Below are 17837 nucleotides of genomic sequence, written 5' to 3'. Positions count from 1 at the left end.
CGCCGCGTCGCGTCACACGACGCGGGGGCGGGATGCCGCGTGCCCTAGACTTCTAGCACTGCCCGTGGCCGGTATCACCACACGCTCGTGAACGTCCGGCCGCCGCACCGCAGACACCCCTCGCACGACCGAAGCGACGGGTCTGCAAGCGTCGAAGCTCCCACCGATTGGTCCACAGTGTCCGCCGACCCGCACACCCGTACCCTCGCTCCGGCATGGCTGGAACGCCCCGCCGAGGCGAACGGGCTGGCCCCGGCCGTCTGGCCCGAGACCGCTGAGCGCGATGCCGACGGCGTTCTCGAGCTCGGCGGCATCCCGGTCACCGCGCTGCGCGAGCGGTTCGGCACCCCGCTGTACGTGGTGGACGAGGACGAGGTGCGCCGCACCGCCCGCCGCACCCTCGAGGCCTTCCGTACGGCGACGGCGCTCCACGGCGCGCAGGCGCGCGTCTACTACGCCGGCAAGGCGTTCCTCAGCACAGAGGTCGTGCGCTGGGTCACCGAAGAGGGACTCGCCGTCGACGTGTGCAGCGGGGGAGAGCTGGCCGTCGCGCTCGCAGCCGGCGCCGACCCCGCGCGCCTCGGCTTTCACGGCAACAACAAGTCGGTGGCCGAGCTCGAGCGGGCCGTCGAGGTCGGCATCGGCTCGATCGTCATCGACAGCCTGATCGAGATCGAGCGCCTCGCGGCGATCGTCGAGCGCCGTGGGACGACGCAGGCCGTGCTGCTGCGGGTCAACAGCGGCGTGCACGCAGAGACCCACGACTTCCTCGCCACCGCGCACGAGGACCAGAAATTCGGCTTCACGCTGCAGGACGCCCCGGCCGCCGTGGCGCGGATCCGCGAGCTGCCCGGCCTCGAGTTCGTCGGACTGCACTGCCACATCGGCTCGCAGATCTTCGGCACGGCCGGCTTCGAGGAGTCGGCGGCTCGTCTCGTCGAGCTCCACGCCGAGCTGCGCGCAGGCGGCGAGCTGCCGGTCCTGAACCTCGGCGGCGGCTTCGGCATCGCCTACACGTCGGTCGACGACCCCACGCCCATCGAGGCCCTCGCGCTCGGCATCGTCGACGCCGTGGCCCGGCAGTGCGAGGTGCGCGGCATTCCGATGCCGAACCTCGCGTTCGAACCCGGACGGGCGATCGTCGGCCGTGCGGGCGTCACGCTGTACGAGATCGGCACGATCAAGCCCGTGGAGTTGGAGAGCGGCGACACCCGCCTGTACGTCAGCGTCGACGGCGGCATGAGCGACAACGCGCGTCCGGCCCTGTACGGCGCCGAGTTCTCGGCGCGCATCGCCTCGCGCACGAGCGACGCCGCCCCGGCGCTCACGCGTGTGGTCGGCAAGCACTGCGAGTCCGGCGACATCGTCGTCGACGCCGAGTACCTGCCGGGCGACGTCGCCCCCGGCGACCTGCTGGCGGTGCCCGCGACCGGGGCTTACTGCTTCTCGCTCTCGAGCAATTACAACTACGTCCCCCGTCCGCCCGTCGTGGCGCTGCGCGGGGGAGGGGCGCGTGTCATCGTGCGCGGCGAGACGATCGACGATCTGCTCGCCCGCGACGCGGGCCTGGATGCCGCTGCCGTCCTCGCGGGCGGCTCCGGCGACTCACCGACGGAAGGGAACGCATGACCGACTATCGCCGCCTCCGCGTCGCGCTGCTGGGAGCCGGAGCTGTGGGCTCCCAGGTCGCGTCGCTGCTGCGTCAGCACGCCGACGAACTCGCCGACCGCGCGGGCGCACGGCTGGAGCTGGCCGGCATCGCGGTGCGCGACGTCGACGCCAAGCGCGACGTCGACCTGCCGCGCGAGCTGTTCACGACCGACGCCGAGTCGCTCATCGTGGGCTCCGACATCGTCATCGAGCTCATGGGCGGCATCGAGCCGGCGCGCGCGTACCTGCTGCACGCGATCAATTCCGGCGCCGACATCGTCACCGCCAACAAGGCGCTGCTCGCGACGCACGGCCCCGAGATCTTCGACGCCGCCGACCAGGTGGGCGCCGAGGTCTATTACGAGGCGGCAGCAGCCGGCGCGATCCCCATCATCCGTCCGCTGCGCGACTCGCTCGCCGGTGACCGCGTGCAGCGCATCATGGGCATCGTCAACGGCACGACCAACTACATCCTCGACCGCATGGACACCGAGGGCGCCGAGTTCGCCGACGTGCTCGCCGACGCGCAGCGCCTCGGCTACGCCGAAGCCGACCCGACGGCCGACGTCGAGGGCTATGACGCCGCGCAGAAGGCCGCGATCCTCGCAAGCCTCGCGTTCCACACCACGGTCCCGCTCGACGCGGTCCACCGTGAGGGCATCACCTCGATCGACAAGTCGGTGATGGATGCCGCACGCCACGCCGGCTACGTCATCAAGCTGCTGGCGGTGTGCGAGCGGCTGGTCGAGGCATCCGGCGAGTCCATCTCGGTGCGTGTCTACCCGGCCCTCGTGGACCGCAAGCACCCGCTCGCGAGCGTGCACGGCGCCAACAACGCGGTGTTCGTCCAGGCCGAGGCTGCGGGCAACCTGATGTTCTACGGCGCCGGCGCCGGCGGCGTGCAGACCGCGTCCGCCGTGCTCGGCGATGTCGTGTCGGCCGCGCGCCGCCACATCGCCGGTGGTGTGGGCGTGGGGGAGTCGACGCTCGCGAACCTGCCGATCGTGCCGATCGGCCGTGTCACGACGCGCTACCAGATCACGCTCGAGGTCGACGACCAGCCGGGCGTGCTCGCGACGGTCGCGGGCACCCTGAGCGAGGGACGCGTCTCGATCGCGACAGTCGAGCAGACCGTCGTCTCGGACGGCAACGGCGAGCCGGGCGTGGCCCGTCTCGTGATCGGCACGCACAAGGCTGTCGAACAGGATCTCAGCGACACCGTGGCGCGGCTCGCCGCGAGCGGCGTCGTGGAACGCGTCGTCTCGGTGCTCCGGGTCGAAGGCGATTGAACTTTTCAGGCAAGTGAGGGTGTGAAGGAGACCGACATGGCTCATGTTTGGCGCGGAGTCCTCCGCGAGTACGCAGATCGACTGGGTGTCACCGACACCTCGACCGTGGTCACGCTCGGCGAGGGCGGCACGCCGCTGCTGCCGGCACCGGCGCTGTCACGCCGCACCGGCACCGACGTGTGGGTGAAGTTCGAGGGCATGAACCCGACCGGGTCGTTCAAGGACCGCGGCATGACCGTCGCGGTGTCGCGCGCGATCGACCACGGCGCGAAGGCAGTCATCTGCGCATCCACCGGCAACACGTCGGCCTCGGCGGCCGCCTACGCCGCGCACGCCGGCATCACCGCTGCCGTGCTGGTGCCCGAGGGCAAGATCGCGATGGGCAAGCTCAGCCAGGCCGTCGCCCACAACGGGCGCCTCATCCAGATCCGCGGCAACTTCGACGACTGCCTCGAGATCGCGCGCGAGCTCGCCGACAACTACCCGGTCCACCTGGTCAACTCGGTCAACCCCGACCGCATCGACGGCCAGAAGACCGCCGCCTACGAGATCGTCGAGCAGCTGGGCGACGCCCCGGACTTCCACTTCATCCCGGTCGGCAACGCGGGCAACTACACCGCCTACACGCGCGGCTACACCGAAGAGGCCCAGGCGGGCGTCTCGACGCGCGTGCCCCGCATGTTCGGCTTCCAGGCCGAGGGCTCGGCGCCGCTGGTGCGCGGCGAGGTCGTCAAGGACCCCGACACCGTCGCCAGCGCGATCCGCATCGGCAACCCGGCGTCGTGGGACCTCGCGATCGACGCCCGTGCGGCGACGGACGGCTACTTCGGCGCCATCGACGACGAGCGCATCCTTGCGGCGCAGAAGCTCCTCGCCGGCGAGGTCGGCATCTTCGTCGAGCCCGCCTCGGCGATCAGCGTGGCCGGTCTGCTCGACCGCGTCGAGGCCGGCATCGTGCCGAAGGGCTCGCGCGTCGTGCTGACGGTCACCGGCCACGGCCTCAAGGACCCGCACTGGGCGCTGCGCAACGCCGACGGCTCGCAGGTCGAGCCCACGGTGGTCGACGCGACCACGTCCGAGGTGGCATCCGTCCTCGAGCTCGCCCCCGCGGCGGCCTCCGCGTGAACGCACCCGTCGTCCCGGCTCCGGGGCGCCGTGTCCTGGTCCGGGTTCCCGCGACGAGCGCGAACCTCGGGCCGGGCTTCGACACGCTCGGTCTCGCGCTGAGCGTGTACGACGAGCTCGACGTCACCGCGCTCCCCGAGGGGGAGCTCGAGATCGAGGTCGAGGGGGCGGGTGCGGCCGACGTGCCGCGCGACGCGTCGCACCTCGTCGTGCGGTCGATCGCGTACGCGTACGAATCCGTGGGACGACGGATGCCGGGCCTGAGGCTCGTCGCGAAGAACGTGATCCCGCACGGCCGCGGCCTCGGCTCCTCCGGCGCCGCCGTCGTGTCGGGGCTGCTCGCCGCGAAGGGGCTCCTCGAGGGCGACGTCGAGTTCGGGCCCGATGCGCTGCTGCGCCTCGCAACCGAGCTCGAGGGGCATCCCGACAACGTCGCCCCGGCGCTGTTCGGCGGGCTCACGATCGCGTGGGTCGACGAGGACGGGCCTCAGCACAAGAAGCTGCTGGTGCACCGCGGCGTGTCGCCGCTGGTCTTCGTGCCCGAGTTCACGATGTCGACAGCTCTCGCGCGGAGCCTGCAGCCCACGCAGGTGCCGCGAGAGGATGCCGTGTTCAACGTCTCGCGGTCGGCGCTGCTGATCGCGGCGCTCACCCAGAGCCCCGAGCTGCTGCAGGCGGCGACCGAGGACAAGCTGCACCAGAACTATCGGGCGAGCGCGATGCCCGAGACCGACAAGCTGGTGCGGGCGCTGCGGGCCGAGGGGTTCGCCGCAGTGGTCTCGGGAGCGGGGCCGAGCGTGCTCGTGCTCGCCGACGGGCCAGGCCGTCGCCTGGAGGCGGCGGCGCTCGCGGCATCGTCGACGAACGTGGCGGTCGACACCCCGTGGGAGTCGCTCATGCTCGCCGTCGACTTCAAGGGTGGTACAGTGAGGGAGTACGCGGAGGGTTCCACGTAACCCGTGAATCTGGCCTCCGTCGCAATTCTGCGAAACCACCGCACGGCATTCTTACCTGCCGACGCCCGCTGAGAACCCTCGCGGTCCCTCACCCCGTCGGCCGGGACTGAGTCCTGCCGAATGGCTGGGCGGCTGCCCCCGCAGCTGTCGTGCGATCGTGCATATCCGTTCGTTTTTCACAAGGGAGAACTCGTGGAGTCCATCTCCGAGATCCACGCCGACGTTCCGGCCGACGAGCGCGCCGAGGCGCCCGAAGGCGTCGAGAGCGTCGACACCGCCGGCGACCTGGTCGCCCAGGCGGAAGCAGCAGACGTCGTCGCCGAGGCGGCCGTCGTCGAGGCCGAGGTCGCCGAGGTCGTGGCCGAAGAGGCCGTGGCCGAGGCTGAGGCCGAGCCCACCGCGGAGGCCGAAGAAGCCGCCGCCGACGCGGTCGTCGAAGCTGTCGTGGCCGAGGCCGTGGCCGAAGAGGCCGTCGTCGAGGCCGTGGCCGCCGAGGTCGTGGCCGAAGAAGCCGCCGCCGAGGTCGTCGAGGCCCCGGCCGAGCCTGCGCCGCCGGTCAAGGCACCGCGCAAGCGCGCGCCTCGCCGCGCCAAGAGCACCGCCGCTGAGGCCGCTCCGGCTGAGGAGGCGCCGGCCGCTGAGGCCGCTCCGGCCGAGGAGGCGCCCGCCACTGCGCCCGTCGAAGAGGCCGCCGCACAGGCTGAGGAGTCGGCGCCCGTCGCCGACGACGCCGCCCCTGCCGCCGAGGTCGCGGACGCGGCATCCGCCGACGCTTCCGCCGCCGAGGGTGACGCGCCCGCCGAGGCCGACGCCACCGAGGCGCCCGCCGCCGACGCACCGGCCGAAGGCGAGGGCGAGACGCCGTCGCGCAGCCGGAGCCGCAGCCGCAGCCGCAGCCGCAACCGCGGACAGAACGCGCAGAACGGGAACGCGCAGAACGGCCAGGCGCAGAACGGCCAGGCGCAGTCCGCGCCCGCCGAGGCGCCGGCTGCCGAGCCCGCCAAGGCCGAGCCCGTGGACGAGCAGCAGGGTCAGGCCGGCGGCCGTGGCCGTCAGCGCAACAAGCGCCGGGGCACGCAGCCGGTCGGCGACGAGTTCGAGACCGAGATCGGCGAGGACGACGTCCTGATCCCGATCGCCGGCATCCTCGACGTGCTCGACAACTACGCGTTCGTGCGCACCTCGGGCTACCTGCCCGGCACGAGCGACGTCTACGTCTCGCTCGGCCAGGTCAAGAAGTACAACCTGCGCAAGGGCGACGCCGTCGTCGGCTCGATCAAGCAGCCGCGCGAGGGCGAGCAGTCGAGCCGTCAGAAGTACAACGCGCTCGTCAAGGTCGACGCGATCAACGGCCTGTCGGTCGAGGACGCGGCGACCCGGGTCGAGTTCGGCAAGCTCACGCCGCTGTACCCGCAGGAGCGCCTGCGCCTCGAGACCGCGCCCGAGAAGCTGACGCAGCGCATCATCGACCTCGTCGCCCCGATCGGCAAGGGCCAGCGCGGCCTCATCGTCGCGCCCCCGAAGGCGGGCAAGACGATCGTGCTGCAGCAGATCGCGAACGCGATCGCGATCAACAACCCCGAGGTGCACCTCATGGTCGTGCTCGTCGACGAGCGCCCCGAAGAGGTCACCGACATGCAGCGCACCGTGAAGGGCGAGGTCATCGCCTCGACCTTCGACCGCCCCGCCGAGGACCACACCACGGTCGCCGAGCTCGCCATCGAGCGCGCCAAGCGCCTGGTGGAGCTCGGTCGCGACGTCGTCGTGCTGCTCGACTCGATCACGCGCCTCGGCCGCGCCTACAACATCTCGGCGCCGACGTCGGGTCGCGTGCTCACCGGTGGTGTCGACGCGTCGGCCCTGTACCCGCCCAAGCGCTTCTTCGGCGCGGCGCGCAACATCGAGAACGGCGGATCGCTCACGATCCTCGCCACGGCGCTCGTCGAGACCGGCTCCAAGATGGACGACGTCATCTTCGAGGAGTTCAAGGGCACCGGAAACAGCGAGCTGCGCCTGAACCGCCAGCTCGCCGACAAGCGCATCTTCCCGGCGGTCGACGTCAACGCGTCGTCCACGCGTCGCGAAGAGATGCTGCTGTCGCCCGACGAGGTCAAGATCACCTGGAAGCTGCGCCGCGCCCTCGCCGGCCTCGAGCCCCAGCAGGCCCTCGAGGTCGTGCTCGGCAAGCTCAAAGAGACGCAGTCCAACGTCGAGTTCCTCGTGCAGATGCAGAAGTCGATCCCGGCGCCGGCGCGCGACAGCCACGGCGGCGGTCACAGCCACGCGCACGACAACAGCATCCGCTGACCCGTGTTCGAGTCCGTACGCGGCCTGATCGACGAGCACCGCGCGGTCCAGGAGGAGCTCTCGGACCCCGCGGTGCACGCCGACGCGGCGCGCGCGAAGCGGGTGAACCGGCGCTACGCCGAGCTCTCGCGCATCGTGAAGGCGCACGAGGACTGGCTGGCGGCATCCGATGATCTCGATGCCGCGCGCGAACTCGCGCGCGAGGACGACGCTTTCGCCGCCGAGATCCCGGCCCTCGAAGCCGGGCTCTCGGCGGCGCAGGAGAAGCTGCGCCGTCTGCTGATCCCGCGCGACCCCGACGACGCCCGCGACGTGATCATGGAGATCAAGCAGGGCGAGGGCGGTGCCGAATCGGCGTTGTTCGCGGCGGATCTGCTTCGCATGTACCTGCAGTACTCGGCGTCGAAGGGCTGGAAGACCGAGCTGCTCGAACGCAACGAGTCCGACCTCGGCGGCTACAAGGACGTCCAGGTCGCGATCAAGGGTTCGTCGTCCGATCCCGCGCAGGGCGTGTGGGCGCATCTCAAGTACGAGGGCGGCGTGCACCGCGTGCAGCGGGTGCCGGCGACCGAGTCGCAGGGCCGCATCCACACCTCGACCACTGGCGTGCTGGTGTTCCCCGAGGTCGACGAGCCGGAAGAGATCCACATCGACCCGAACGACCTGAAGATCGACGTCTTCCGCTCGTCGGGCCCCGGAGGACAGTCGGTGAACACGACGGACTCCGCGGTGCGCATCACGCACCTTCCGACCGGGATCGTGGTGTCGATGCAGAACGAGAAGTCGCAGCTGCAGAACCGCGAGGCCGGGATGCGCGTGCTGCGTGCCCGCCTGCTCGCCAAGCAGCAGGAGGAGCTGGAGGCGGCGGCATCCGACGCCCGCCGTTCGCAGATCCGCGGCATGGACCGCTCCGAGCGCATCCGCACGTACAACTTCCCCGAGAACCGCATCGCCGACCACCGCACCGGCTACAAGGCGTACAACCTCGACCAGGTGATGGACGGCGCTCTGGAGCCGATCATCGAGTCGGCGATCCAGGCCGACGAAGAGGCGCGGCTGGCTGCTCTCGGCACCGACTCCTGACGCCCCCGCGACACGGTCTGACACACGGCGGCGGCCGTCATCGGTGAGGGGATGCCGGACCACTAGGCTTCGAGCGTGCTCACGTTCCTCATCCGCGCCCTGATCTTCCTCGTGTCGGCGGCGCTCGGGCTCATCGCAGCCGACCTGATCCTGCCGGGGTTCTACCTGCACTGGAACGACTGGTGGGGCATCCTGCTGGCCGTCGTGATCTTCGCCGTGCTGCAGAGCATCCTCGCGCCCTGGCTGCTGAAGATCACGCGACGCCACGCGAACGCCCTGATCGGCGGTGTCGGCCTGCTCTCGACGTTCGTGGCGCTGCTGATCGCGGTGCTGATCCCGGCTGCGGGCATCGGCATCGACGGTGCGGTCGCCTGGATCATCGGCACGCTGATCGTCTGGCTCGTGACGGCGCTGGCCACGTGGCTGCTGCCCCCGCTGTTCATCAAGGACCAGGCCCAGAAGCGTCGCGGCTGACGCGACGGAATAGGGATTTCTCCCGATCCGGCCGGGCGTCTCAGGCGCCAGGCTGGATGGAATGATGGACGGTATGCAGGTCGGCAGCGTTCCACTGGTCGGTCGTCAGGCAGACCTCGACGCCCTGCGTGCCGAGGTCGGCAGCGTCGGCGACGTCGGTCGAACGGTCGTCGTATCGGGAGACGCCGGCATGGGCAAGACCCGCCTGCTGCGCGACTTCGCCGATGAGCTGGGCGGGGCAGAAGGGCGCGACGGTGTCATGGTGCTGCGTGGCGCCTGCATCGACACAGGGTCGGGCCCGGCGCCGCTGACGGCGGTCACCGATCTGGTGCGCGCTCTGGTCGACGCGCTCGGCGTCGATGCGGTGCGCGCGGCTGCCGGCCCTGGTGCGGACGCGCTCGGCGTGCTCGTGCCGTCTCTCGCCGAAGCCCCGGCCGACACCGCGCGCCTCGCCGACGTCGTGGTGGAGTTGTTCTCGCAGCTGGCTCGCACGCGCCGCCTCGTTGTCATCGTGGAAGACCTGCACTGGGCAGACGGCACGACGTGCGAGATCGTGGCGCGGATCGTGCGGCGCACCGCCGCGCTGCCCCTGTTCGTCGTGCTCACGTACCGCACCGACGACATGGGGCGGCGGCATCCGCTTCGCCCGATCCTCGCCGAGCTCGACCGGTCACGGCTGCTCACGCACCGCCCGCTCGCCCGGCTCAGCCCCGTCGAGGTCGGCGCCCTCGCCAACGCGGTGTCGGGCGAGACCCTGGCCGCGGGCGTGCTGCACGACATCGCGGCGCGCAGCGACGGCATCCCGTTCTACGTCGAAGAGCTCGCGAGCTTCTCGGGCGAGCGGCTGCCGGTGTCGCTGCGCGACGTGCTGCTGCTGCGTTACGAGCGGATGGATGCCGCAGCCCGCCGGTTCACCCGCATCCTGGCCACGGGTGGGGTCGAGGTGCCCCATCCTGTGCTGCGCGCGGTGTTCGACGACGACGAGGACGCCCTCGAGACCTCGGTGCGCTCAGCCGTGGACGCGCAGATCGTGGTGATCCGCGACGACGCGTATGCGTTCCGGCATGCGCTCATGCAGGAGGCGGTGTACGACGAGCTGCTGCCGACGGAGCGCACGCGCCTGCACACCGCGTACGCGGCGGCCCTGGAGGCCCTGCCGCCGACGCCGCGCGTGCTCGCTGACATCGCGCACCACTGGCGCGCGGCGCACGTGCCCGACCGCGCCCTGGCCGCGGCGGTCGCCGCGCAGGCCGCGGCAAGCGGCGCATCGGCGTGGTCGACGGCCGCCGAGACGGGGGAGCGCGCGCTCGAGCTGTGGAACGCGGTGCCCGACCCCGAGCGGGTGAGCGGGATGCCGCGGGCCGAGGTGCTGCGCCGCACCGCGGCCGCGCTCGTGTCGGCGAACCGCCTGGAGCGGGCTGTCGAGTTCGCCCGTGACGCCGTCGACACGTGGCCGGCGGACGACCCGGTCGGGCAGGCGGCGATGCTGGGCGAGCTGGCCACCACCGAGTTCCAGTCCGGCGCCTCGGACGGCACGTCGAGCATCGCGCGTGCGCTGGAGCTGCTCGGCGACGACCCGCGCCACGATGTGCAGCGGGCCGGTCTGCTGGTGACGTCGGCGCGCGTGCAGATGATGAGCGGCGATCAGCGCGTGGGGCGCGAGATCGCGCTCGTCGCCCAGGCGACGGCGGAGCCCGCCGCCACGGCCGGCGATCCGGTCGCGGCCGAGCTCGTCGCGCACGCCATGCTCATCGCCGCCACCTGCGGCACGAGCGGCGGCGACCCCGGGGCCGTCGAGGACTTCGAGAAGGCGCGTCCGCACGCCGAGGGGTTCGTGCGCGCGATGATGCGCTACTTCATCAACTACTCCAACTCGCTCATGCTGGTCGGCCGCTACGACGACGCCGTGGCCGTGGCGCGCGAGGGCATGGAGTACGCGCGGGCCCACCGCTCCGATCGCGGGGCACAGGTCATGGTCGAAGCGAACGCGATCGAGGCGCTCATGTACAGCGGGCGCCTGGAGACGGCGGCCGACCTCGGAGCGGGGCTGCTGCCCCTCATCGAGGCGAGTCTGTACTCCGCGTTCCTGCGTGAGCGCCTGCTGTGCCTGGCGCTGTGGCGCGGCCGTGTCGACGAGGCCGAAGCGGCGCTCAGCGCCGCGCGCGAAGAGCTCGACGCGTTCGGGGCGTACGAATTCCAGACGCGCCTGGGCATGGCATACGACCTGGGGATGCTCGCGCTGGCCCGCGGCGATGCGCACCAGGCCCTCCGGCATGCCTCGGCGGCGCTGACGACGGCAGGCTCAGCGGCCCTTGCCCTGCCGCTCGCGGCGGTCGCGGCGCGTGCGACAGCCCTCCTGCGCGAACGCGGCGAGGACGCCGACATCGAGCCGTACCGCGAGATCGTGCGCGGCTGGCGCGGCTGGGAGATCACGCCGCTGTGGGCCGCCGTGTTCGCCGCCGAACTCGGCGAGGGGCCCTGGAGCGCTGCGACGACGGGCACCGGGCCCGCGTACCTCCGCGCCTATGCGCGGGTGCGCCACGGCGAGGACGTGCTCGCGGCCGGAGACCGTGTCGCGGCGCGAGACGCGCTGACCGATGCGATCGCGTACGCGGACGAGCTCGGCGCGGCGGGCCTCGTGCAGCGAGCCCGTGAGGTGATGACGGATGCCGGCCTCACCGGCACTGCGTCCGCGTCGGTGCTGACCGCCCGCGAGGAGCAGGTGCTCGAGCTCGTGGCGGCCGGTCTTAGCAACAGCGAGATCGCCGCGCGGCTCTACATCAGCGCCAAGACGGTGTCGGTGCACGTCTCGGCGGTGCTGCGCAAGCTGGACGTGCCCTCGCGCACGGCCGCTGCAGCCGTGTACCGCCGCGGGGCGGCGTGAGCGTCAGATGAAGTACTCAGGGGTCGTCAGCAGTGCGCGCGTGTCGTCGCCGATGCGGCGGGCGCGGGGCTTGGCCGGCACCCCCACCAGCACGCTGTCGGCGGGGGCGTCCTTCGTGACCACCGCGTTGGCGCCGATCACAGAGCCCTCGCCGATCGTGATCGGGCCGAGCACCTTCGCGCCGGCGCCGATGGCCACGCCGTCCTCGATCGTGGGGTGACGCTTGCCGCCCTCGCGCTGACGGCCGCCCAGGGTGACGCCGTGGTAGAGCATGACGTCGTCGCCCACCTCGGCGGTCTCGCCGATCACGACGCCCATGCCGTGGTCGATGAAGAAGCGGCGGCCGATCGTCGCCCCCGGGTGGATCTCGATGCCGGTCAGCCAGCGGGTGACCTGCGATCCGGCGCGTGCGACGAAGCGGAAGTCGCGGACCCACAGCGCGTGCCACACCCGGTGGGCCCAGATGGCGTGGAGCCCGGGGTAGAGGACGGCGATCTCGACGCCGGAGCGGGCGGCCGGGTCGCGGAGCTTGGCAGCGGCGACGTCCTCGCGGACGCGCGCGAAGAATCCGAGGCGCACCTCGCTCACTTGCCGCCCTCCTCGGGGTCGCGCAGATGCGCGTACAGCGCGGTCGACAGGTAGCGCTCGCCCGAGTCGGGCACGATCACCACGAAGCGCTTGCCGGCCGATTCGGGCCGCGCGGCGATCTGCAGCGCGGCCGAGACGGCGGCACCGGCCGACATCCCGGCGAGGATGCCCTCGCGGGTCGCGAGGTCGCGCGCGACCTGGATCGCGTCGTCGAACTCGGCGTCGAACACCTCGTCGACGACGGAGAGGTCCAGCACGTCGGGCACGAAGTTGGGACCGATGCCCTGGATGCGGTGCCCGCCGGCGCGCCCCTCGGTGAGCACGGGGGAGTCCTTCGGCTCGACGAGCACGACCTTGACGTCGGGGTTGCGCTCCTTGAGCACCTGGCCGACGCCGGTGACGGTGCCGCCGGTGCCCGAGCCGGCGACGAACACGTCGACATGCCCGTCGGTGTCGCGCCAGATCTCCTCGGCGGTCGTCCTGCGGTGGATCGCCGCGTTCGCCTCGTGCTCGAACTGCCGCGCGAGCACGGCGCCCGGTCGCTCGGCGGCGATGCGCTGCGCGGTCTCGACGGCCTCGGTCATGCCCTTGTACGGATCGGTGAGCACCAGTTCGGCGCCGTACGCCTTCAGCAGCGCGCGCCGCTCCTTCGACATCGATGCGGGCATCGTGAGCACCACGTTGTAGCCGCGCGCGGCGCCGATCAGGGCGAGCGCGATGCCGGTGTTGCCGCTCGTGGACTCCACGATCGTGCCGCCCGGCTGCAGCTCTCCCGACTGCTCGGCCGCCTCGATGAGGGCGTAGCCGAGGCGGTCCTTCACCGATGAGCCGGGGTTGTAGAACTCGAGCTTGACGAGGATCTCGGCGTCGAGGCCCTCGGTGAGCGCGTTGAGCCGCACCAGCGGGGTGTCGCCGAACGCGGTCGTGATGTCGGGATGGATGCCGGGCACGGGTGCTCCCAGTTCTCGGGGTGAGCGCAGCTCATATGGACAGACGACGACGGCGCGACGGCGTCCGACCGGAGTCGGTCACGCCGTCGCGCCGTCGTCGTGACGGGTCAATCTTCGCGCAGATCCTCGAAGAGCGCGGTCGACAGGTAGCGCTCGCCCGTGTCGGGCGTGACGACGACGATCTTCTTGCCGGCGTTCTCGGGACGCTTCGCGACCTGGATGGCGGCCCACACGGCAGCACCGCTGGAGATGCCGACGAGGATGCCCTCGCCTGCAGCCAGCGCGCGCGACGTCGAGATCGCGTCGTCGAACTCGACAGTGACGACCTCGTCGTACACGGTGGTGTCGAGAATCGGCGGCACGAAGTTCGGGCCGATGCCCTGGATCTTGGCGGGACCGGGCGTGCCGGTCGACAGCAGCGGCGAGGCCGACGGCTCGACGGCGACGACGCGCACGTCGGGCTTGCGCTCCTTCAGCACCTGACCCACGCCCGTGATGGTGCCGCCCGTGCCGATGCCGGCGACGAAGATGTCGACGTCGCCGTCGGTGTCGCGCCAGATCTCCTCGGCGGTGGTCTTGCGGTGGATGAGGCGGTTGGCCTCGTTCTCGAACTGCTTGGCGAGGATCGCGCCCGGCGTCTCGGCGGCGATGCGCTCGGCCTCGGCGACGGCGCCCTTCATGCCGCCGGCGGGATCGGTGAGCACGAGCTCGGCGCCGAAGGCCTTGAGCAGCAGACGGCGCTCGACCGACATCGACGACGGCATCGCAAGGATGACCTTGTAGCCGCGCGCGGCGCCGACCAGGGCGAGCGCGATGCCGGTGTTGCCGCTCGTCGCCTCGACGATCGTGCCGCCGGGCTGCAGCGCGCCCGACGCCTCGGCGGCGTCGACGATGGCGATGCCCAGGCGGTCCTTGACGCTCGAACCCGGGTTGTAGAACTCGAGCTTGGCGTAGACCTCGGCTCCGGCGCCGTCCGTCACACGGTTGAGGCGGACGAGCGGGGTGTTGCCGAAAGCAGCGGTGATATCGGAGTGGATGCCGGGCATGTCGGGCCTTTCGCAGGGTTCACGGCAGATCGGACCCAGCCTAGAACCCGGGCTCGGCCGTGAGTCCTTGTGTGACACGCACGCGAAATAGAGTGGATCGGCCATGACTTCCTCGACACCCGCCACGCCGCTCGCCGAGGCGCTCCGCCGCGCCGCCGACCGCCTCGCCGCCGCCGGCGTCCCCGACCCGGCCGTCGACGCCGAGCTGCTGCTCGGATTCGTGATCGGCACGGGCCGCGGGGGAGTGCAGGCGGCGGCGATCCGGGGCGACGTGCTCGCTCCCGCCGACGCCGAGCGGCTCGACGAGCTCGTGGCGCGCCGCGCGACGCGCGAGCCGCTGCAGCACCTGACCGGCACCGCGCCCTTCCGTCACCTCGAGCTGCGGGTGGGACCGGGCGTGTTCGTGCCGAGGCCTGAGACCGAGGTCGTCGCGCAGCTGGCGATCGACGCGCTGCGGGCGGCGGCATCCCCTTCTCCGATCGCGGTGGACCTCGGCACGGGCTCCGGCGCGATCGCCCTCGCGATGGCCACCGAAGTCCCGCACGCCCAGGTGTATGCGGCCGAGAACTCGGTCGACGCCTTCGTCTGGACCACGCAGAACTTCGCCGAGACCGGCGCCGGCAACGCGCATCTCGCCTTCATCGATCTGGCGCACGCGTTCCCCGAGCTCGACGGCACGGTGTCGGTGGTCGCGTCGAACCCTCCTTATGTTCCGGATGCCGCCATCCCGCGAGATCCCGAGGTCCGGTTCTTCGACCCGCCGGCGGCGCTGTACGGGGGAGAGGACGGCCTCGACGTCGTGCGCGTGCTGAGCGGTGTGGGTCTGCGCCTCGCGCACCCCGGCGGCGTGATCGTGATCGAGCACGGGGAGTGGCAGGGCGAGGCGATCCGGGGCATCCTCGAGGCCGACGGATGGCGGGCCGCCGCGACGCACCCCGATCTCACGATGCGCGACCGCGCGACCACGGCGCTCCGTCCGTGAGCTCCTGGACGGGCGCGCGGGGGTTCCTGACCGCGCGCGGCTAAACTATCCGGCGATATGTCCCCCATCTTCGACTGCCGTGATGAGGCGCAGCTGCTCTCGGGCATGCGCCAGGCGCGCCAGGCCATCGGCCGCGGCGAGCTCGTCGTGATCCCCACCGACACCGTCTACGGCGTGGCCGCCGACGCCTTCGACCACCAGGCGGTGGCGCGGCTCCTGGCTGCCAAGGGCCGAGGCCGCCAATCCCCGCCGCCGGTGCTCGTCGCCGGCGTCGCGACGCTGCGCGCCCTCGTGGCCGAGGTGCCCGAGCCGATCGAGCGCCTCGTCGAGGAGTTCTGGCCCGGCGGCCTGACCATCGTGCTGCCCGCGCAGCCGTCCCTGTCGTGGGACCTCGGTGAGACGCGCGGCACGGTCGCGGTGCGCATGCCCGCGCACCGGATCGCCCTGGAGCTGCTCGAAGAGACCGGCCCCCTCGCCGTCTCCAGTGCCAACCTGACCGGCATGGCCGCCGGCATCACGCCCGAGGACGCCCGCGACATGCTGAAGGACTCCGTCGCCGTATACCTCGGCGACGGACCGTCCAAGGACGGCATCCCCTCGACGATCATCGACGCGACCAGGCTCGTCGGCGCGGCGGCGGCAGACGACCCCGAGGCGGACGCCGGGCCGCGCGTCACCGTGCTGCGGGAGGGAGCGGTCAGCCGCGCCCAGCTGCGCGGCGTGCTGGGCGACCTGCTCGAGGCCGACCCCGACGCGCAGCCGGAGCCCGACGGCTCGTGAAACAGTACGTCTTCACGATCATCCTGACGGCGGCCGTCACCTTCATCCTGTCGTGGGCCGTGTGGCGGCTCAGCCTCAAGTACAAGCTGTACCCGGGCATCCGCGAGCGCGACGTCCACAAGACCCCGACCCCGCGCCTCGGCGGCATCGCCATGTTCCTGGGCGTCGTGGCGGCCTTCGCGGTGTCGTCGCAGCATCCCTTCTTCGCCATCGTGTGGGCGCAGCCCCAGCAGATCTACGCGCTGCTGGGCGCGACCGCGCTGATCGTGATCGTGGGCGTGGCCGACGACCTGTGGGACCTGGACTGGATGATCAAGCTCGGCGCCCAGTTCCTCGCCGCCGGCGTGATCGCGTGGTTCGGCCAGCTGCAGATCTACTCGCTGCCGATCGGCGGGCTCGCCATCGGATCGAGTTGGGTGAGCTTCACGCTCACGGTGTTCTCGATCGTCGTGGTGATGAACGCGGTGAACTTCATCGACGGCCTCGACGGACTGGTCGCGGGCGTCTGCCTCATCGCCAACGGCGTGTTCTTCGCGTACTCGTACATGGTGGTGCGCGACACCGGCGCCAGCACGTTCTTCAACCTGGCGTCCTTCATAGCGGCGGTGCTGGTCGGTGCGTGCATCGGCTTCCTGCCGCTGAACTGGAGTCCCGCGAAGCTGTTCATGGGGGATGCCGGAGCCCTCATGCTGGGGCTCCTCATGGCCTGCTCCGCCATCGCCCTGACCGGCAACTTCACGCCCGCGATGGTCGGCGACAACGACGAGTTCGGCCGTTCGCAGCTGCTGGGTGCCTTCATCCCGATCCTGCTGCCGGTGGTGGTGGTGCTGCTGCCGCTGCTGGACTTCGGACTGGCCGTCGTGCGGCGCATGAGCAAGGGCAAGTCGCCGTTCTCGCCCGACCGCAAGCACCTGCACCACCGCATGCTCGACATGGGGCACTCCGACCGCGACGCCGTGCTGATCTTCTACGCGTGGACGGCGCTGGTGAGCCTGTCGGTGCTGCTGATGTACATCGGCACCACCCTGGAGTGGCCCGGCGACTACCTGTTCGGCGTGCTGTACGGCGTGGTGGGCATCGCCGCCTGCCTCGTCGTGACCTTCACGCCCTCGCGCCGGCGGCCGGCGGTCGCGGCATCCGATCCCGGACCCGAGCCCGGCGCGGCACCCGACCACACGATCCCGCCCTATCCCGCGACCGAGGAGGCCGCCCGATGAGCCCCAGCCCCGTCTCCAGCACCCCGATCCTGCGCACCGTCCTGGTGTGGTCGGGATCCGTCACCGCTGCCCTCGCCGTCGTCGGCGCGATCGTCGGCTATCTCGTGGCCGGCGTCGACGGCCTGTGGAGCGCACTGGCCGGCGTGCTGATCGCCGCGCTGTTCCTCGGGATCACGGCCGCCAGCATCCTCATCGCCAACCGCTGGTTCGGCGACGCGCTGTACGTCCCGATCTTCTTCGGGATCGTCCTGGGCGGCTGGCTCCTCAAGTTCGTCGTGTTCCTCATCGCGCTGTTCGTCCTGCGCGACCAGCCGTGGATCGTCGGGCCGGTGTTCTTCGTCGCCCTCGTCGTGAGCGTGCTCGCGTCGCTCGCGATCGACGTCATCGTGATGATCCGCATGCGCGTCCCGGTCGTCGACACGGAGCTTCCGAGCGATCCGGACGCGGGCGACCGCACCGATGATTCCGGCGCGGGTGCTTGACGTCCGATCGATGCAGGCGTAAAA

At 71.5% G+C, this 17837-nt stretch carries 15 protein-coding genes; 12 read left to right on the top strand and 3 right to left on the bottom strand.

The genetic code is table 11. The features are described 5' to 3' along the window. The first annotated feature begins 177 nt into the window (after nucleotides 1–177). From lysA to ABEA46_RS18330, 8 genes are all read left to right on the top strand, one after another. Nucleotides 178–1629 (top strand): diaminopimelate decarboxylase, encoded by a 1452-nt coding sequence (gene lysA, locus ABEA46_RS18365; RefSeq protein ID WP_345546608.1) that lies wholly within the window; start codon nucleotides 178–180, stop codon nucleotides 1627–1629. Then, complete coding sequence (locus ABEA46_RS18360) at nucleotides 1626–2939, top strand: homoserine dehydrogenase (RefSeq protein ID WP_345546606.1); 1314 nt, start codon at nucleotides 1626–1628, stop codon at nucleotides 2937–2939. Before lysA ends, ABEA46_RS18360 begins: the two co-directional genes overlap by 4 nt. A 36-nt stretch (nucleotides 2940–2975) precedes the next feature. Then, nucleotides 2976–4064: a threonine synthase gene (gene thrC, locus ABEA46_RS18355; protein ID WP_345546605.1), complete on the top strand. Its 1089-nt coding sequence runs from the start codon at nucleotides 2976–2978 to the stop codon at nucleotides 4062–4064. Continuing rightward, complete coding sequence (gene thrB, locus ABEA46_RS18350) at nucleotides 4061–5020, top strand: homoserine kinase (protein WP_345546603.1); 960 nt, start codon at nucleotides 4061–4063, stop codon at nucleotides 5018–5020. Before thrC ends, thrB begins: the two co-directional genes overlap by 4 nt. Before the next feature lie 192 nt (nucleotides 5021–5212). After that, complete coding sequence (gene rho, locus ABEA46_RS18345; protein ID WP_345546601.1) at nucleotides 5213–7327, top strand: transcription termination factor Rho; 2115 nt, start codon at nucleotides 5213–5215, stop codon at nucleotides 7325–7327. Nucleotides 7328–7330: 3 nt separating this feature from the next. Next, nucleotides 7331–8410 carry a peptide chain release factor 1 gene (prfA, locus tag ABEA46_RS18340; RefSeq protein ID WP_345546599.1) on the top strand — a complete coding sequence of 360 codons (1080 nt, stop codon included), beginning with the start codon at nucleotides 7331–7333 and terminating at the stop codon, nucleotides 8408–8410. A 75-nt stretch (nucleotides 8411–8485) separates the two neighbouring features. Beyond that, a complete protein-coding gene (locus tag ABEA46_RS18335) occupies nucleotides 8486–8884 on the top strand; it encodes a hypothetical protein (RefSeq protein WP_345546597.1) in 399 nt (132 codons plus the stop codon). A gap of 61 nt (nucleotides 8885–8945) precedes the next feature. Beyond that, on the top strand, nucleotides 8946–11768 hold the full coding sequence (locus ABEA46_RS18330) for an ATP-binding protein (RefSeq protein WP_345546595.1): 2823 nt from the start codon (nucleotides 8946–8948) through the stop codon (nucleotides 11766–11768). Nucleotides 11769–11771: 3 nt separating this feature from the next. Here the strand turns inward: ABEA46_RS18330 and epsC are convergent, their stop codons facing one another. From epsC to cysK (ABEA46_RS18315), 3 genes are all read right to left on the bottom strand, one after another. Beyond that, complete coding sequence (gene epsC / locus ABEA46_RS18325; RefSeq protein ID WP_345546593.1) at nucleotides 11772–12356, bottom strand: serine O-acetyltransferase EpsC; 585 nt, start codon at nucleotides 12354–12356, stop codon at nucleotides 11772–11774. Then, nucleotides 12353–13306, bottom strand: coding sequence for a cysteine synthase A (cysK, locus tag ABEA46_RS18320; protein WP_345546591.1), 954 nt, complete (start codon nucleotides 13304–13306; stop codon nucleotides 12353–12355). The genes epsC and cysK (ABEA46_RS18320) overlap by 4 nt, the downstream gene beginning before the upstream one ends. A 107-nt stretch (nucleotides 13307–13413) precedes the next feature. Then, the gene (gene cysK, locus ABEA46_RS18315) at nucleotides 13414–14352 is read right to left on the bottom strand and encodes a cysteine synthase A (RefSeq protein ID WP_345546589.1); all 939 of its coding nucleotides are present in this window, start codon (nucleotides 14350–14352) and stop codon (nucleotides 13414–13416) included. 103 nt (nucleotides 14353–14455) lie between these two features. Between cysK (ABEA46_RS18315) and prmC the strand changes: the two genes are divergently transcribed. From prmC to ABEA46_RS18295, 4 genes are read left to right on the top strand one after another with little or no spacing between them, the layout of a single operon-like run. Further along, a complete protein-coding gene (gene prmC, locus ABEA46_RS18310; RefSeq protein ID WP_345546588.1) occupies nucleotides 14456–15334 on the top strand; it encodes a peptide chain release factor N(5)-glutamine methyltransferase in 879 nt (292 codons plus the stop codon). Nucleotides 15335–15391: 57 nt separating this feature from the next. Then, nucleotides 15392–16114: an L-threonylcarbamoyladenylate synthase gene (locus ABEA46_RS18305; protein ID WP_345546587.1), complete on the top strand. Its 723-nt coding sequence runs from the start codon at nucleotides 15392–15394 to the stop codon at nucleotides 16112–16114. Next, on the top strand, nucleotides 16111–17331 hold the full coding sequence (locus ABEA46_RS18300) for an MraY family glycosyltransferase (RefSeq protein WP_345546586.1): 1221 nt from the start codon (nucleotides 16111–16113) through the stop codon (nucleotides 17329–17331). The genes ABEA46_RS18305 and ABEA46_RS18300 overlap by 4 nt, the downstream gene beginning before the upstream one ends. Then, on the top strand, nucleotides 17328–17813 hold the full coding sequence (locus tag ABEA46_RS18295) for a Cg1360 family ATP-synthase-associated protein (RefSeq protein WP_345546584.1): 486 nt from the start codon (nucleotides 17328–17330) through the stop codon (nucleotides 17811–17813). Before ABEA46_RS18300 ends, ABEA46_RS18295 begins: the two co-directional genes overlap by 4 nt. Nucleotides 17814–17837 lie beyond the last annotated feature (24 nt).

This window comes from Microbacterium jejuense (assembly GCF_039544225.1).
GTDB lineage: Bacteria > Actinomycetota > Actinomycetes > Actinomycetales > Microbacteriaceae > Microbacterium > Microbacterium jejuense.
Note: the sequence above shows the minus strand (reverse complement) of the source record. Positions and strands in the feature narration are given on the sequence as shown.

Bases quoted from the DNA above. Each gene is read 5' to 3' on its own strand.
- ABEA46_RS18360 (WP_345546606.1), top strand. From the start codon at position 1,626: ATGACCGACTATCGCCGCCTCCGCGTCGCGCTGCTGGGAGCCGGAGCT.
- thrC (WP_345546605.1), top strand. From the start codon at position 2,976: ATGGCTCATGTTTGGCGCGGAGTCCTCCGCGAGTACGCAGATCGACTG.
- ABEA46_RS18330 (WP_345546595.1), top strand. From the start codon at position 8,946: ATGATGGACGGTATGCAGGTCGGCAGCGTTCCACTGGTCGGTCGTCAG.
- cysK (WP_345546589.1), bottom strand. From the start codon at position 14,352: ATGCCCGGCATCCACTCCGATATCACCGCTGCTTTCGGCAACACCCCG.
- prmC (WP_345546588.1), top strand. From the start codon at position 14,456: ATGACTTCCTCGACACCCGCCACGCCGCTCGCCGAGGCGCTCCGCCGC.
- ABEA46_RS18305 (WP_345546587.1), top strand. From the start codon at position 15,392: ATGTCCCCCATCTTCGACTGCCGTGATGAGGCGCAGCTGCTCTCGGGC.
- ABEA46_RS18295 (WP_345546584.1), top strand. From the start codon at position 17,328: ATGAGCCCCAGCCCCGTCTCCAGCACCCCGATCCTGCGCACCGTCCTG.